Annotated in this window: 15 protein-coding genes and 1 pseudogene; 2 read left to right on the top strand and 14 right to left on the bottom strand. The window is 58.1% G+C overall.

What is annotated here, in order from left to right; genetic code table 11:
* Nucleotides 1-64: 64 nt before the first annotated feature.
* The 9 genes from ACXX81_RS15675 to ACXX81_RS15635 form a co-directional block, all read right to left on the bottom strand.
* Nucleotides 65-757 (bottom strand): hypothetical protein, encoded by a 693-nt coding sequence (locus ACXX81_RS15675; RefSeq protein ID WP_458572007.1) that lies wholly within the window; start codon nucleotides 755-757, stop codon nucleotides 65-67.
* Between the two features lie 79 nt (nucleotides 758-836).
* A complete protein-coding gene (locus ACXX81_RS15670; protein ID WP_458572006.1) occupies nucleotides 837-1529 on the bottom strand; it encodes a methyl-accepting chemotaxis protein in 693 nt (230 codons plus the stop codon).
* A 1406-nt stretch (nucleotides 1530-2935) separates the two neighbouring features.
* Nucleotides 2936-3106 carry a hypothetical protein gene (locus ACXX81_RS15665; protein ID WP_458572005.1) on the bottom strand — a complete coding sequence of 57 codons (171 nt, stop codon included), beginning with the start codon at nucleotides 3104-3106 and terminating at the stop codon, nucleotides 2936-2938.
* Nucleotides 3107-3395: 289 nt separating this feature from the next.
* Entirely contained in the window at nucleotides 3396-3605 is a 210-nt protein-coding gene (locus tag ACXX81_RS15660; protein ID WP_458572004.1) for a hypothetical protein, read from the bottom strand.
* Between the two features lie 128 nt (nucleotides 3606-3733).
* The gene (locus ACXX81_RS15655; protein ID WP_458572003.1) at nucleotides 3734-4111 is read right to left on the bottom strand and encodes a hypothetical protein; all 378 of its coding nucleotides are present in this window, start codon (nucleotides 4109-4111) and stop codon (nucleotides 3734-3736) included.
* Entirely contained in the window at nucleotides 4108-5082 is a 975-nt protein-coding gene (locus ACXX81_RS15650; RefSeq protein WP_458572002.1) for a hypothetical protein, read from the bottom strand. Before ACXX81_RS15650 ends, ACXX81_RS15655 begins: the two co-directional genes overlap by 4 nt.
* Before the next feature lie 8 nt (nucleotides 5083-5090).
* Nucleotides 5091-5579 (bottom strand): Hcp family type VI secretion system effector, encoded by a 489-nt coding sequence (locus tag ACXX81_RS15645; RefSeq protein WP_458572001.1) that lies wholly within the window; start codon nucleotides 5577-5579, stop codon nucleotides 5091-5093.
* Nucleotides 5580-5759: 180 nt separating this feature from the next.
* On the bottom strand, nucleotides 5760-6371 hold the full coding sequence (locus tag ACXX81_RS15640) for a DapH/DapD/GlmU-related protein (RefSeq protein WP_458572000.1): 612 nt from the start codon (nucleotides 6369-6371) through the stop codon (nucleotides 5760-5762).
* Between the two features lie 374 nt (nucleotides 6372-6745).
* The gene (locus tag ACXX81_RS15635; RefSeq protein ID WP_209989973.1) at nucleotides 6746-7972 is read right to left on the bottom strand and encodes an MFS transporter; all 1227 of its coding nucleotides are present in this window, start codon (nucleotides 7970-7972) and stop codon (nucleotides 6746-6748) included.
* Between the two features lie 17 nt (nucleotides 7973-7989).
* Between ACXX81_RS15635 and ACXX81_RS15630 the strand changes: the two are divergent.
* Both ACXX81_RS15630 and ACXX81_RS15625 read left to right on the top strand, forming a co-directional pair.
* Nucleotides 7990-9006, top strand: a pseudogene (locus ACXX81_RS15630) (MCP four helix bundle domain-containing protein); the annotation flags it as partial.
* Complete coding sequence (locus ACXX81_RS15625; protein WP_416350661.1) at nucleotides 8998-9861, top strand: methyl-accepting chemotaxis protein; 864 nt, start codon at nucleotides 8998-9000, stop codon at nucleotides 9859-9861. The pseudogene ACXX81_RS15630 and the gene ACXX81_RS15625, both read left to right, overlap by 9 nt.
* Nucleotides 9862-9879: 18 nt before the next feature.
* On the opposite strand, the gene ACXX81_RS15620 is transcribed toward ACXX81_RS15625, so the two are convergent.
* Genes ACXX81_RS15620 through ACXX81_RS15600 form a run of 5 tightly spaced genes read right to left on the bottom strand, consistent with a single transcriptional unit; the run spans nucleotide 9880 to nucleotide 14412 of the window.
* Nucleotides 9880-11805 carry a response regulator gene (locus ACXX81_RS15620; RefSeq protein ID WP_458571999.1) on the bottom strand — a complete coding sequence of 642 codons (1926 nt, stop codon included), beginning with the start codon at nucleotides 11803-11805 and terminating at the stop codon, nucleotides 9880-9882.
* Entirely contained in the window at nucleotides 11795-12658 is an 864-nt protein-coding gene (locus ACXX81_RS15615) for a sensor histidine kinase (protein WP_209989981.1), read from the bottom strand. The genes ACXX81_RS15620 and ACXX81_RS15615 overlap by 11 nt, the downstream gene beginning before the upstream one ends.
* Nucleotides 12651-13658: an ATP-binding SpoIIE family protein phosphatase gene (locus tag ACXX81_RS15610; protein ID WP_209989983.1), complete on the bottom strand. Its 1008-nt coding sequence runs from the start codon at nucleotides 13656-13658 to the stop codon at nucleotides 12651-12653. Before ACXX81_RS15610 ends, ACXX81_RS15615 begins: the two co-directional genes overlap by 8 nt.
* Nucleotides 13649-14053, bottom strand: a complete 405-nt coding sequence (locus tag ACXX81_RS15605; RefSeq protein ID WP_209989985.1) for an anti-sigma regulatory factor — start codon at nucleotides 14051-14053, stop codon at nucleotides 13649-13651. The genes ACXX81_RS15610 and ACXX81_RS15605 overlap by 10 nt, the downstream gene beginning before the upstream one ends.
* Nucleotides 14050-14412, bottom strand: a complete 363-nt coding sequence (locus tag ACXX81_RS15600; protein WP_003233973.1) for an STAS domain-containing protein — start codon at nucleotides 14410-14412, stop codon at nucleotides 14050-14052. Before ACXX81_RS15600 ends, ACXX81_RS15605 begins: the two co-directional genes overlap by 4 nt.

Raw genomic sequence — 14412 nt, 5'->3', positions numbered from 1 at the left:
GCCCCTGTAATTCAATGAGTTACGGGGGTTTTTATTTTTGGGTTGTACTACTCGTTTGTACTACTCAGTTCAGCAGGTTTTGCGGGTTTCCCCGGATGTACATGCGATTGAGCAGTACCCCGCATGCCCGTAGTGAGTTCTGAAGCTCCACGGTTCCCTCCAGCGCCTCCCTAACCCAACACGCCAGATAATCTTTCTTCTTGTGGCTAAAGCCCTCGACCTTGCCGCCCCTGTTGTCGTCTATGAATGAAATTGACGGATTATGAACGATCAACCGATGGTGCTTGACCATGTTCATAAAGGCGTGTGTGTACCCAAACCATTCTGACGTGAGGGCGTCATTCAGGCGATCTTTAAGCTCTCCAGCGGGAAGGGCGTCTTTGACGTTGTGGATGTAGAAATTGCCTGTGAGCGGCACGGGAACCACAAGGCCATTCAGTAACTGCCCAAAGCTATCGTACGAATTGCGAGTGATTGCAACGCAGGCAATCAGGTTGGCTTCGCTGACTAAGCCAGCTTCATGAACGACACCATCATCGTCATCGCATCCAAGTATTCGCTGGGCAAACTTTATTCCGTCAGGGTCGTTTTCGGTGTTGAATGCGCTGAAGGCATCGCGGGCGAGACACTTATGGTATGTGAAGATATCCCGTGATCGACCAAGCGAATTGATGATCTGAATAAGCCTTTTGCTTGTGTCAGGCTGGCGAATCTTAACCTGTGCCCTCAGCGCCTCCAGGTTCCATGCTTCACTCATATTCACTTCCTTTTACGTGGTAGTAATCCAGGGGCACAACCACCACATTAACGCTGCATGGTGGCAAATAGCCGGCCTGCTAGCTGGACGTTGGTGCTCGATGGCGAGTCCACCGTTCATGCTCGTAAAAGGCCGCAGTGGTTTCCGGCATCCCGCCGATATCCTTCAGCATTGGGATCAGCTTAGCCGTCTTGCTCACATAGTAGAACAGCACTGGGCTGTACTCATTCATCGAATTACTCGGGTGGTGTGTGACTAGGTCGGCCATCTGGACAACGAGTGCGCGTATATCAGCTACAGCAACGCCGACAACAGAACCTGCTTCATTGCTGGTCTTCATGAAGTCGGAGTAACCCTTTGAATCGCCAAGTCTCTTTGCACCCCTCTGGCCCTCGGCGACCATGTGGGAAATGAAAAGCTCAGTGTCTCTGACAATAGGAACGGTTGTTCTAACGAATCCAACGCTCGAAGCTAGACTCTCGTTAATCCGTTTGTCGATATCCTTTACGGCTTCCAATACTTCTTCAGCGAGTTTGTCGTGCTTCATGTTGTTAAGTTGGAACTGTTGCATGCGGAGAGACCGCAAGATTCCTATAAAACCAAGCATGCCTATAATCGGGTTCAGGATGCCGCCGAAGTAGTCTCCAAACGTACCCCAGTCCCCTTTCGAGTCTGAGGGGACGAAGCCAAATTGCGAGTTGTACAAAAGCAGAATTAACAGCATCAACAGCAGAAGGGCGGCAACGATGCCTGCGGCGTGACGGTCGTTCACAATTCGTCCCTGTGTGGTAAAGATTGAGGAAGTGATGGTCGGGGTGTGGCGTTCTGAAACCGGTGCTATCGGACTACTGTTGCGTCTCGTCCGCCGAAAGGTAGGAAGCAACCGCCAGGACTCTTCATCAAGAATCTCACCTTCAGTTCACTACCCTTAGCAAGATTGTATCCAGCGGTCTTGTCCGCGAATTCGACCTTTAGGTCTTGAGTCCCGACGTGATCTACGTTCAACGAAACCTCGTCAGATTCCAACAGGACGATTTGACCGCTCCATGTCATCCAGTGGTCTTTGTACTTGGCCTTGAAGATGTCGTCTTTCTTCTGATCGCTGTACGTACTCTTGCATCCTACATCTGCGTTTACCTGCGCATATGTCGCAGTGCTTTCGGGGTGCTGATCCACAGGGCGGGAGGCTGAATAGCTGGTGCTTGCTGATGATGCTACTTGAGTTTTGTCTGGAGACTTGGAGCTGAGCGGGAGCCAGAAGATGAAAACGAAAAGCCACACAAACCCGATCACTCTAGCCTGAGTCGAGTAGCCTTTACGGAGCAGGAACCACACGAAGATTGGGGCTAGTACAACGTTCCCAAGAAAGAGCGGAAGGCTAACCATGCGAAGTGTCGGTTGGTATGGCCTTGAGCTGGCTGGTCGATTTTTCGAATTTACTGGAGCGCCGCAACCGGGGCACGACTGGGCGGTATCGCTGATTTCTTTGGAGCATTCGTAACACGCGATGAGTGCCATTTTTTCTTCCTTGATCAGAAGGCATCATCTTGCCATTACCGTTCGGGTGCAGCAATTGTCTGATGGGCATATGGCAAAGGCATTTTCCAGACGAAATTTCAGCCGCCGCCCGGAGGGAGGTTGCACTCTCCGAAACGCCACGAATCTGGCTGAGGAAAATAATGATGAGGCGTGGCGTTTGGAAATCGGGGTTAGCCGCATAGCCTCTTAACGCCAACTCGGTCACCCTGTTTTAAAAGCTGGGAAAAGTAGAAATAAGTGACGGACATCCTACGCACGGCCTGCCTTTTGTGACCTGCTGTGACGCTGCTGGTGACGTGTGATCAGGTTGTGTTGGCGAGGTTTGATGTTGTATCAGAGTGTCTTGTTGGCGCTGTACGACGCTCTGTGACAGTGTGAGTTAACTACCTGAATTAAAGGCAGAAGAGGCCCGCTCGATTTAGGGCTACGTGTTAAGTGTAGACGGGGGTACTCGATGCGTTCGCCGTGGGTGTTCGCATTCTGGCGTGCATGACGGTGTGAGCTGAAACCCTTGCAGGACGTGGCCTGTGGAGGTATTACACTTCAATCTTCATTCCGGTATACACCTACCTGAAGGGGGTGGGATCAATCTTTCAAGCTAGGTCGGGAGGGAGAGATACAGGCGTTCCATCAGGCGCTTCATTGCTGCACATCCGCGCCGACGGCGAAAGCTCTCATGACACGATCAAGCTCGCTGTCCAGGTCGTCCCTAATAAGCAGATTGCCGTAGAAGTCACGCACCTTGATCGGCAGCATCAGGCTGAATGCGACGTCTCGCAATAACTCGTAGTGTCGAGCATTCGCTTCCATCTTTACGCGTTGATCGATGTTTAGCGATTCAGCCGCAACTTCTGGTACCAGGCGGACCAACATGCGACAAGGCTTCAGGATGTCCAGACCCCGCTTACCGCAAAGGCGGCTGCATTTGACGCCTCAATGAAGCTGATCGGCCTGCCCGCGGAAACGGCGCCTGATGTATACCCCCGGGTTCGTTCAGTCCATCCTGCACGACCAGCTTCGCTATAAGATGCACCGCGATGTGCTTCGCCTTGATCAGGCCGCTTGGGATGCCGTGCAGGACTTCCCGCAACACAAAATGTCAGCCTTGGACTAAGACCAGGCGGTTGACCGGCAGATATCGCGCTGGCACCAGGCTCAGCATCAGGCTGAAGATCAGCGTCAGGCCCAGGAGAAAGCCGAGGCCGAAAAAATCGAGGACATAGGCGAGCCATTGGCCAACTCTGCCCACGAGCCAGAACAGCCCGGAGATTGAAGCATCCTTATTATCTGGCGCGCCGCGCGAAGCCACGCAGTTGCAACCGAGGAAGTGCCTGGATTATTGATCGTCAAGCGGCTTGATAAGGCCAGGTCCCTGGTTTTTGACGCCGCCGACGGCCTTGTCGACATGGTAACTACACAATCAACTATTGGATAAATTCAAAGACCTAATAGATATCCAGCGATCCTTAATCCCATCATTGCGGTAAATAACGTTAAGGTTATAAGCATAGGGATTATCAATAACCCTTTGTAGAAGGCAGGTAGTCTACTCATCTCATCGATATCAACGATACCTTTTTTGGCGCAGAGATTCGGCATCATCATGACTATTGCTATTACGCCCCCTCTGATGAATTTTCCGAGCAAACCTCCGCCCGACCATGCCTCTCTGATCGTTGATACAAAAGAACAGTTTGGTAGAAGATTTTCTATGGTCTCAACATATTTGTGCGCAATCACCGCTGTTGCGATTAAGTTAACAATCATGGGTATTATTATAAAAAGACCCAGCAAGCCGATTGGGATGTTTGTCATTCTATAACTTTCCCATATATATACTCCCCAATCTTCTCTCCGATCCACTGACCCCCTTCGCCTCCCACCCATCCGCCAGCCGCACCTCCTATCACGGTGCAGGCCAATGCACCTGCACCTGTTGTAATACCTAGGCCTACCAAGCATATGGCGCCGGCTATGGGGCCGCCGAGAGCGCCTCCGCCGCCCGCTCCGGCGATACTCCCCACCAGAGAGCTCCCCTCAACATATTTTGCCCTCCTGCACTGTTCCTCGCGTCCTAACGCACAAGCGTTACGGATTGATAGTGCGGTGGAGCCTACTTCAAGCGCGGTCCCAATATAGGCCCCTCTTTTTATCCATTTAGAGGCCATGGCCACGCCAGATATTTTGTCAGCGTATCCTGCGATTTCTCCGGTGTGCATATAGCTTTTAGTTGAGAGCCCGAGCAATCGTTTGGTAGAGCCTTCGTTGCGCAGTCCGGATCCATAAGACAGAAAACTATTTAGCTGTTTATCCAGCTTCATGAATAATTCTGTTCGCTTGGCATAGAAGGAGTCTCGTTGAGTCATGCTGCCGGAACCCATGTGCTCCCGATAAAGCTTTTCGATGGCTTTAAGCGTTTTTTTGATCTCGTCTATATGCTTTGCCCAGCCATCACTTGTAGCGCCTATACCCATGGACGTATAGGAGATTGCCTGCTTGAGCAGCTCAAAATTATCAAGAAAAAAATCATCCGCATCCACCCCGTGAACCAGCAACGCTGTATGCACCTCGGCAGCCTTTGCCATCAGGAAGGCTTCGTGGGCAGTAGACGATGGTGTGGAAGCATCGCCCACAATCACCAGTTCACCTGCGAGGACAACTCCGCTCGAGATGTGGGAGTTGAGGGAAACGAACTTGGCCTTGGTATTTTTTTGCAATGCAAGACTAGCTTTCAGAGAGTCGAAAGTCTGCGTTCTGGGATTGATAAAGGATAGCGCTTCGGACATGGGCGTACTCACGAATACTTTTTATTGCTGATGCGGTCCCATCCGCCGGTCGTGTTACCGCCCGCTGTACCATCGACACGCTTCTGCAGGGTATAGGTTGTTTTGATGCGACCGTAGTTGAGTTGTACGATTTCCATGGGGATGCCGGAGCTGGCGCTCTGGGTATAATCAGCGATGATTACTTCTTCGAGCACCACCTCGTAGTATTTGAGCTTATCGGTCCCTGCACGACATAACACCAGCTTAACTTCCTTCAAGTGCTGGCCTGCGCAGCTGGCTTCCATTAGCTTGCAACTGGCGCTATCCAAGTGTTTTGTGAAAGTGAAATTGGTCATGGTGGTACGGCCAGATGACGCGCCGCCCGAGGAACTGGCAGTGGCGGAGGTGCTTTGACTGACGCCGAAGTTATAACCGTTGATTTCTATCCATTTTTTGTAATTTTCGTCTAACGCTTCACCAGGGATGTCTGCGATCTTAATAAAGGCGTCGAAAGCCATTTTGTACCTCTCCTTGGTAGCTAGTCAGCTACACGTTAATGCGTAATGCGACGTTATGCTAGAGAATCCTGGGCTTAGAGCGGGTTGGGGGATGGGCATGTCGGGTTCGAATCCCTATCTCTCCGCCATTATTGAACAAGACGAAGCCCCTGCGTTTAACTCTGACCAGCGTCGAGCCGTTCAATCGTAAGCGAACTGGTCAACCAATCCCAAACGAGGCACATGACTTTCGGGCCGCAACAGCGCGCCAGGAGCAATAACGGCGTTTGCGCCAATCTTGCAGCCGTCTCCCACCAGGGCACCGAACTTGTTTACGCCCGTCTCGATCACCTGATCCAGATAACGGATTTTGATTTGATCCCCGTTCAGTTCGTTGCGGTAATTGGCAATGATCGCACCGGCCTCGATATTTACGTCCTCGCCAAGCAACGAGTCACCGACAAAGTTGAAGTGTGCCAGCTTGCTCCCATCCAGCATGAAGCTGCTTTTAAGCTCGCAGCTTGGGCCGATGATGCAATTCTTGCCCAGGTACACCCCTGCGCGCAGATAAGCGCCCGCCGCCACGAAGGATCCTTCGCCGATGATGATCGCGCCCTTCAGCACAGCGCCTTGCTCGACAACCGCACTTTCGTGGATGGCACAGTTTCCATGACGCCGATAACCCTTGCCGAGGCGTTCCAGCAACGCCATCACCTGGTTTTCACAGTCTTGTGCCACCCGCCAGGCCTCAACAGGCGTGAGGCCCAGAGTGGGCCATCGTTCAATGAATGCATTGATTTCAACCGGCGTCATGGAGAGTTATTCCGAAAAGGGTAAAGGTAGATCTGCATAGCCCATGCTAAAACAATGACGTTACTTTTTACCCTCCGATTTTTTCGACGGTTTTTTATCCGTTTCCCTCACCGTCTCCCTCGGCCTTTTTTTGGCCTCACCCTCCGTCACGTATTCCCCTGTAACCGCATCACGATATCGCGTTGGCATATAAGCTCCCTGACAGTAGGTCGCCACAGCGGCGACACGTTTGAGGCTAGCTCGCAGGCTTGCGCGCGCAAGTTTCAGTGCGGGCATTCTCTTTACCAGGTTTTTCCAGATCGAATACCTCTGCGCCCCCCAAAAAAAAGGCCCGCCAAACGCATCGTTCGGCAGGCCTTTTCAACAGTTACCCGTCAGGCCGGTTGCGCCACCAGGCGGTTACTGACATTCCTTCCCAACACCAGCACCGTCACAAACCCGAAGCCTACCAATACCGTGGCGAGGCTCAACAGCACCGAGCTGCCCATCTGGTCGACGATGCGCCCGCCGAAGAAAGAGCCCAGGGCAATGATCACCTGGAACAGCGCGACAAACAGCGGCATGCCACGCTCCACATCCTTGGGTGCCACCACGAACATCCAGATACTCGAGCACGCCGGGAACGCGCCGAATGCGAAGCCCCACAGCGCGATCAGCATCGCGGCGCCGGTCATGCCGGTGGCGAAGTGGGGGAACAGCGCGGTGCTGGTGCCGATCATCAGCGCGACCAGCAGCAGGGTGTTGCGCACGCTGCGATTGGCGGCGAAACCGGCGAATACATTGCCCGCCACGCCGGCCACACCAAACAGCAGCAGCAACGAGCTGATGGTCGGCCCATCGAAGCCGGCACTGTATTTGAAGAACGGCGCGACATAGGTGTAAGCAGCAAAGTGTGCCAGGCCGATCAGCAGTACCGCAATCAGGCCCACCCGCGCCTGCGGGTTGTAAAACAACGCCGGCAGGTCACTGACACGAATCGCTTTTTCCGGATTGAGCCGCGGCAACAGGAGCACCTGAGCCAGCAGCACCGGCACGCCCATCAGGGCGGTGACCAGAAAGGTCATGCGCCAGCCCATCAGGCCGCTGAGCCAGGTGCCCACCGGTACACCGAGCACGGTGGCCAGGGTCACGCCCATCATGATGATCGACGTAGCCTTCGCCACGTCGACGCCCCTGGGCGCCAGGCGGCCGCTGAGGGCGATGGCTGTGGCCCAGAAGCCGCCGATGCTGATGCCCAGCAGGACACGCCCGATCAACAGCACGTTGAAGTCACTGGCAAACGCCACGATACCGTTGGCGATGATCATGATCAGCGTCAGGCTGATCAGCAGATAGCGACGGTCCATCGCGCCAATGCTCACCGACAGAAACGGCGCGGCAAGGGCCGCCATGATGCCGGGCAGGGTCACCATCAGCCCGGCGTGGCCGGCCGTGATGCCCAGGTCGCTGGCGACGTCGTTGAGTACGCCCACCGGGAGAAACTCGCTGGTCACCAGGGCGAATGCGCCCACGGCAACCGACAGAATCGCCAGCCACTGCTGCTTGACGCTCTGTTGATTATGTTCGGGAAGGCCGCTGGAGGCCTGGCTGGCACTTGGCATGGTGTTGGGTTCCAAGGATGAATGTCGCCTGTCGTCAGGCGGGGGGAGGGATTTGGGAGGGGATTATAGGGATGACCGTCGGCAAATCGGCAGGCGGTCGTTTCGATAGTCATCATCAGTGTGATCGATGTGATGCTTCCAGCTCGAATCCACATCGGATATTCAGGATTGTTTATTTCCGATTTACCCCCTCAAGTCCAGGCCTGTCAGGCCGAAACCCTGTCATACGATGTCGTATCCCCCCCCCAATAAGAGCCCTTAAAATGTCCCTTCGCAGCCTGTCCATCGCCCGCCGTGCCGGTCTGGGTTTTGCCTTGATTGCTTTGCTCGTGGCCCTGCTGGGCTTTTTCGCGCTGTCGAACATGGCGAGTATTCGCGCCCGGGCGGTGCAGGTGGAGAGTGGGCTGGTGCCGAAGATGCGGCTGGTGGCCGATATTCGCGAAATCATGCTGCGCATCCGCACGATTTCGTTGCGCATGGCGCTGGACCCCAACCCGGCTAACCTTTCAACCTACCGCGGTCAGATGGACACCCGCAGCCAGGACCTGACGAAGAAGCTGACCGAGCTCGACGCGTTGGTCGACACGCCTGAGGTGCGTGCGCTCTACGACCAGTTCCAGGTCTCGCTGCGCCAGTACCAGCAAGGGCTGGCGCAGTCGTTTGTGCTGGCCGACAAGCAGCAGGGCGCTGAACTCAACAAGCTGCTGCTGGTGGATATGAAAACTGTGGTCGATGGCTCCGGGGCCCAGCTCAATGCGCTCAGCGACTACTACAACGGCCAGATCAACCAGCTGGGCCAGGCGGCGGAGGCGCAGTACAGCCGCTCGCTCACCATGGTGTTCGGTTTTGTGATCCTGGCCGGCGTGAGCACCGTGGCCCTGGCCTGGCTGCTCACGCGCAGCATCGTCGGCCCATTGGGACAGGCCATGCGCGCTGCGGAAAACGTCGCACGCGGCGATCTGACCCAGACCGTCGAAGTCAGCGGCGACGACGAGGTCACCCGCTTGCTCGTCGCCCTGCAATCGATGCAAGGCAACCTGCGCGATACCTTGCAGCTGATTCGCCAGTCTGCGGTGCAAATGTCCGCCTCGGCCACCGACCTCAATGGCATCACCGACCAGAGCAGCCGCAGCCTGCAACAGCAAACGGCAGAGATCGAACAGGCGGCTACGGCGGTCAACGAGATGACCTCGGCCGCCGACGAGGTGGCGCGCAATGCGGTGTCGACCTCCGAATCCACCAGGCTTTCCAATGAAACCGCGCGCGAAGGCCAGCACCGCGTTGGCGAAACAGTCAGCGCGATTCAGGCCCTGAGCAGCAACATTGGCGAGACCTCGACCCTGGTGCAGAACCTGGCCGAGCAATCGCGGGACATCGGCAAGGTGCTCGACGTGATTCGCTCCATCGCCGAGCAGACCAACCTGCTGGCGCTTAACGCCGCCATCGAGGCGGCGCGTGCGGGTGAGTCCGGGCGTGGTTTTGCGGTGGTGGCCGATGAGGTGCGGGCACTGGCCCATCGCACTCAGCAATCGACCCTGGAGATCGACCAGATGGTGACCGCCATGCGCACCGGCTCCAACGATGCGCTGGCGTCGATGCAGTCAAGCACCCAGCGCGCCACCGAGACCTTGAGCCTGGCCGAAGGGGCCGGTGGCGCGCTGAGTCGGATCACCGATTCGATCGATGAGATTCACCAGCGCAACCTGGTGATTGCCAGTGCGGCCGAGGAGCAGGCCCAGGTGGCCAAGGAAGTCGACCGCAACATCGTGAATATCCGTGACCTGTCGGCGCAATCGTCGTCCGGCGCCGGGCAGGTCAGCGGTTCGAGCCAGGAGCTGGCGCGTCTGGCGGTAGCGCTCAACGACGCCGTGGCGCGGTTCCGCTTGTAGGGCCTGTGGAGCGTCGGCCTAGACCTGGCGCTCCACCCCCTGGCGAATCTTCTCCAGCAGCTCATCGATATGAAACGGCTTGGTGATCAAGTCCATGCGCTCGCCCAGAAAGCTCTGACGATTGGCCGCATTTTCCGCGTAGCCGGTCATGAACAGAATCGGCAGGTCAGCGCGCAGCAGGCGTGCATGGTCGGCCAGTTCACGGCCGGTCATATACGGCAGGCCGTAATCGGTCAGCAACAGGTCGATGCTCGGGTCGGCCTGCAGGGTCACCATGGCCTCGTCGCCGTCGGCGGCCAGGCTGCACTGGTAGCCGGCATCCATCAGCACTTCGGCGACAAAGCTGCGCACCGAAGGCATGTCCTCAACAATCAGAATGTGCTCACCCTGGCTCAATCCAGGCACCGCCAGCAGTTTTGTTGCCAGGGTGGCCGGGCCTTCGGCGGCCGGCAGCATGATGGTGACTTCGGTGCCCTGGCGGGTGACGCTGCGGATCTGCGCATCGCCGCCGGACTGGCGCGCGAAACCGTAGATGGTCGACAGACCCAGTCCCGTGCCCTGGCCCACCGGCTTGGTGGTGAAGAAGGGGTCGAACACTTTGTCGATCACGCTGTGGTCGATGCCCACGCCATTGTCGCGCACCGACAGCGCAATATAGGGGCCGTTTTCCAGTTTGAGGTTGCCATTGGAATACGCCGGGTAAGTGGTGACCCAGATGATGCCGCCCTGGGGCAGGGCATCGCGGGCGTTGATCACCAGGTTGAGCACCGCGCTTTCCAGCTGGATCGGGTCCACCAGCGCCACCGCCGGGTTGCTGGTCAGCTCCAGCTTCAGGGCGATGTGTTCGCCAATGGTGCGCATCAGCAGTTCTTCGAGTGAGCGGATATGCGCGTTGATGTCGATGGGGCGCGTGTCCAGCGGCTGCTGGCGGGCAAAGGCGAGCAGGCGATTGGTCAGGCCGGCCGCGCTCAGCGCCGAGCTCAGGGCCGCATCGGCGTAACCCAAAACCTTCTCGGTGCGCTGGCTCTCGATGCGTTTTTTGATCAGCTCCAGGCTGGTGATGATCCCGGTCAGCAGGTTGTTGAAGTCGTGGGCGATGCCGCCGGTGAGCTTGCCCAGGGCGTCCATCTTCTGCGCCTGCAGCAGTTGCGCTTCGGTGCGGGCCAACTGGCGCGTGGCATTGGCCAGTTCGGCCTGCTGATGGCGCTCGCGGTGACGATGCTCGGTGACGTCCTCCACGAACACCAGGCTCAGCTCGGCGCGGTTGTACGGCGAAATCTGCCACTCGGTCTCGCGCAGCTCGCCATTCACGTTCAACTGCAGTGTGCCTTTCCAGCGCTCGCCGGCCGACAGGCGCTGGCACAGTTCGCCGATGACGGCGCCCTGGCCGTCGGCGAAGCATTCGAGCAGGGCGTCGGGGTTGAGGTTGTCATGAATCAATTGCGCGAAGGCGTGGTTGCATTCATGGACTTTGAGCTGCGCGTCCATCACCGCAATCGGCGCGCTGATATTGAAGAAAATCTCGCGAAAGCGCGCCTCGCTTTCGCGCAGCGCATATTCAGTGTCACGCACCCGCAGCAGTGTGCGCAGGGTCGCCAGCAGCACATCCGGGTCCACCGGGTGGATCAGGTAAGCGTCGGCCCCGGCGTCGAGGCCGGTGATGATGTCGCCGGTCTCGATGGACGCCGCCGACACATGCACCACCGGCAGCAACGCGGTGGACGGGTCAGCGCGCAAGCGACGCACGATATCGAAGCCACTCATGTCCGGCAGGTTGACGTCCAGGATCAGCGCATCGATTTTTTCGCGAGCGATAAGGTCCAGCCCATCCTGGCCGGTGCCGGCTTCCAGCACATGACCATAGTGACGCTCCAGGCGGCGGCGCAGGGCATAGCGCGTGGCGGCGTTGTCGTCGACGATCAGTAATCGAATGTCACGCTTCATCGACGTTCTCGTTTGCGATGGACAGGGGGATGATCACATAGAACAGCGAGCCCACGCCGGGCGTACTTTCCACACCCACACGGCCGCCCAGCAGTTCGGCGAAGCGTTTGCACAGCGACAGGCCCAGGCCAGTGCCGCGCAGGCGTTTTTGCAGCGGAGAATCGATCTGCGAAAAGTCTTCGAACAGGTTGTTGTGCAGCTCGGCGGGAATGCCCAGGCCAGTGTCCTGCACCGCAAAGCGGATCTCGCGGTCGTTCTCCATGCCGGCCGAAACCCGCACCTCGCCTTGCAGGGTGAATTTGAGCGCGTTGGAGATGAAGTTGCGCAGGATCTGCGCCAGCTTCTTGTCATCGGTATACAGCTTGGGCAGGCCGGCCGGCTCTTCGAAGATCAGGTCCACCGACGAGGCATCGACGATGGGCCGGAACATCCCGCGCAGCGCCGAGAACAGGTCGAACATGTCGAACCACGCCGGCGAGATGGAAATGCGCCCGGCCTCGATCTTGGCCAGGTCCAGCAGGTCATCGACCATTTCCCGCAGCTCGCGGGCAGAGCTGCGGATAAACCCGACCTGGGTGTGTTGTTCAGGGCTCAGCGGGCCATCGAGTTCATCCGCCAACAGGCTGGTGATGCTCAGGATAGAACCCAGCGGCGTGCGAAATTCATGACTCATGTACGACAGGAAGCGGCTCTTGAGGTCCGATGCCTGGCGCAGTTGGTCGGCCTGCATGTCGAGTTCGGCATACAGCGCCAGCACGCCCTGGTTGGTCTCGTCCAGTTCGGCGCGCAGGGCGTCCCCTTCCAGGCGCAGGCGTTTGACTTCATCGGCAAGGGAGGCAGTGGTTTCAGCCATTGATAGCCTCCAGGGCAATCACGAATACGGTAACGTCATCGCGGCCGCGACAGAAATCACGGTGCAGAATGGCGGCGATCAGGGCCGGGTGGCGGTGTACGAGGCCCGGGTAATCGGCAAGGTTCCAGCGTGACTGCAAGCCGTCGCTGTACAGGATCAGCAACTGGCCGGTCACTTGAGCGTAGTCGAAGGGCTGGGCCTTGCGATATTGCACGCCGACGATCCCCGGATGGGAGGCCAGCCCCCGAGACTTGCCGTGGCCGATCAGGCTGGCGCCGATGTTGCCGATACCGGTGAAGCGCAGGGTGTCGGCCGAGGCGTCGTATTGAGCAATCGCCATAGCGCCGCCGCGGGTGCCGCTCATGCCCACATGCAGGTCGTTCATCAGCACGCCTGGGTCGAGAAATGCGTCCTGCGCAAACACCGCCTCACCGGCCTGCGCGGCGCGCTCGGCATCGATGCCATGGCCCAGTCCATCGGCCACCATCACGCTGAAGCGCCCCGGCTCGACCATCAGGTGCCAGGCGTCGCCGCAATGCGGGTCGTCGTGCAACGAATGCTGGCTGACCCCATAGCGGATGTCGCGGGCAGCCGAGGCTCGCGGATACAGGCGCGCGAGCATCGCTGTACCACGCGCGTCGGCATGCACATCGAACACCTGGGCCAGGCGCGAAATCGCGCCCATGCCGATGCCCTGGGTGCCGCCCGTGGAGAAACCGTCCACCAGGCAGCTGTCCAGATCGAAGCCCTGGCCGCGGTCCACGGCAATCATCTCCACGCCGCCGTTGCCGGTGGCGCGCAGGTGCAACTGGCCGTGATCGGCATGCTTGAGGATATTGCTGGCAAGCTCGGTGGCCACCAGTGCCACGCGCCCGGCGTCGGTTTCGTCAAAGCCCAGTTGCTCGGCCAGCAGTTGCGCCGTGCGGCGCGCGTAGCCCACCTGGCTGACGTCCTCGACCAATAACACCTGGGTCAGTGCACTGTGGATATTCAGGACCATCGAGTGATCGTCACGCGGGTGCCTTTACCCGGCGCGGTATCCAGTTCGAATTCGTCCACCAGGCGCTTGGCACCGGTCAGGCCCAGGCCCAGTCCGCCGCCGGAGGTCCAGCCATCGGTCATCGCCAGCTTGAGGTCGGGAATGCCCGGGCCTTCGTCGCGAAAGGTCAGGCGCACGCCGGGGCGCAGGTCTTTTTCCACCACCGCCCAATCCATGTAGCCGCCACCGCCGTACACCACGGTATTACGCGCCAGCTCACTGACGGCCGTGACCAGCTTGGTCAGGTCGATCAGGCGCATGCCGCATTCCTGGGCCAGTCTGCGTACCAATTGTCGCGCCAGCACAACGTCCTGTTCGATCAGCACGGGATGCGTGCCGCTGCTGGCTTCGATCATGAGTGTTCAACCCGGTCGCGCAGTAGCTTCATGCCGCGCTCCACGTTCAATGCGGTGGCCACGCCCGGCAGGTTCATGCCCAGTTCCACCAGGGTGATGGCCACGGCCGGCTGCATGCCCACCAGCACCGTCTGCGCGTCCATGATGCGCGACAGGCCCGAGATGGTGCCGATCATGCGCCCGATGAACGAGTCGACCATGTCCAACGCCGAAATATCGATCAACACGCCGCGCGCCGAGGTGCGGCTGATGCGTTCCGACAGGTCGTCCTGCAGGGTCAGCGCGAGTTGGTCGTGCATGTCCACCTGGATGGTCACGAGCAGAAACTCGCCCATCTGCAAAATAGGGATGCGTTCCAT

This window comes from Pseudomonas sp. GNP013 (assembly GCF_054343995.1).
This window is presented reverse-complemented; position numbering and strand designations above follow the sequence as displayed.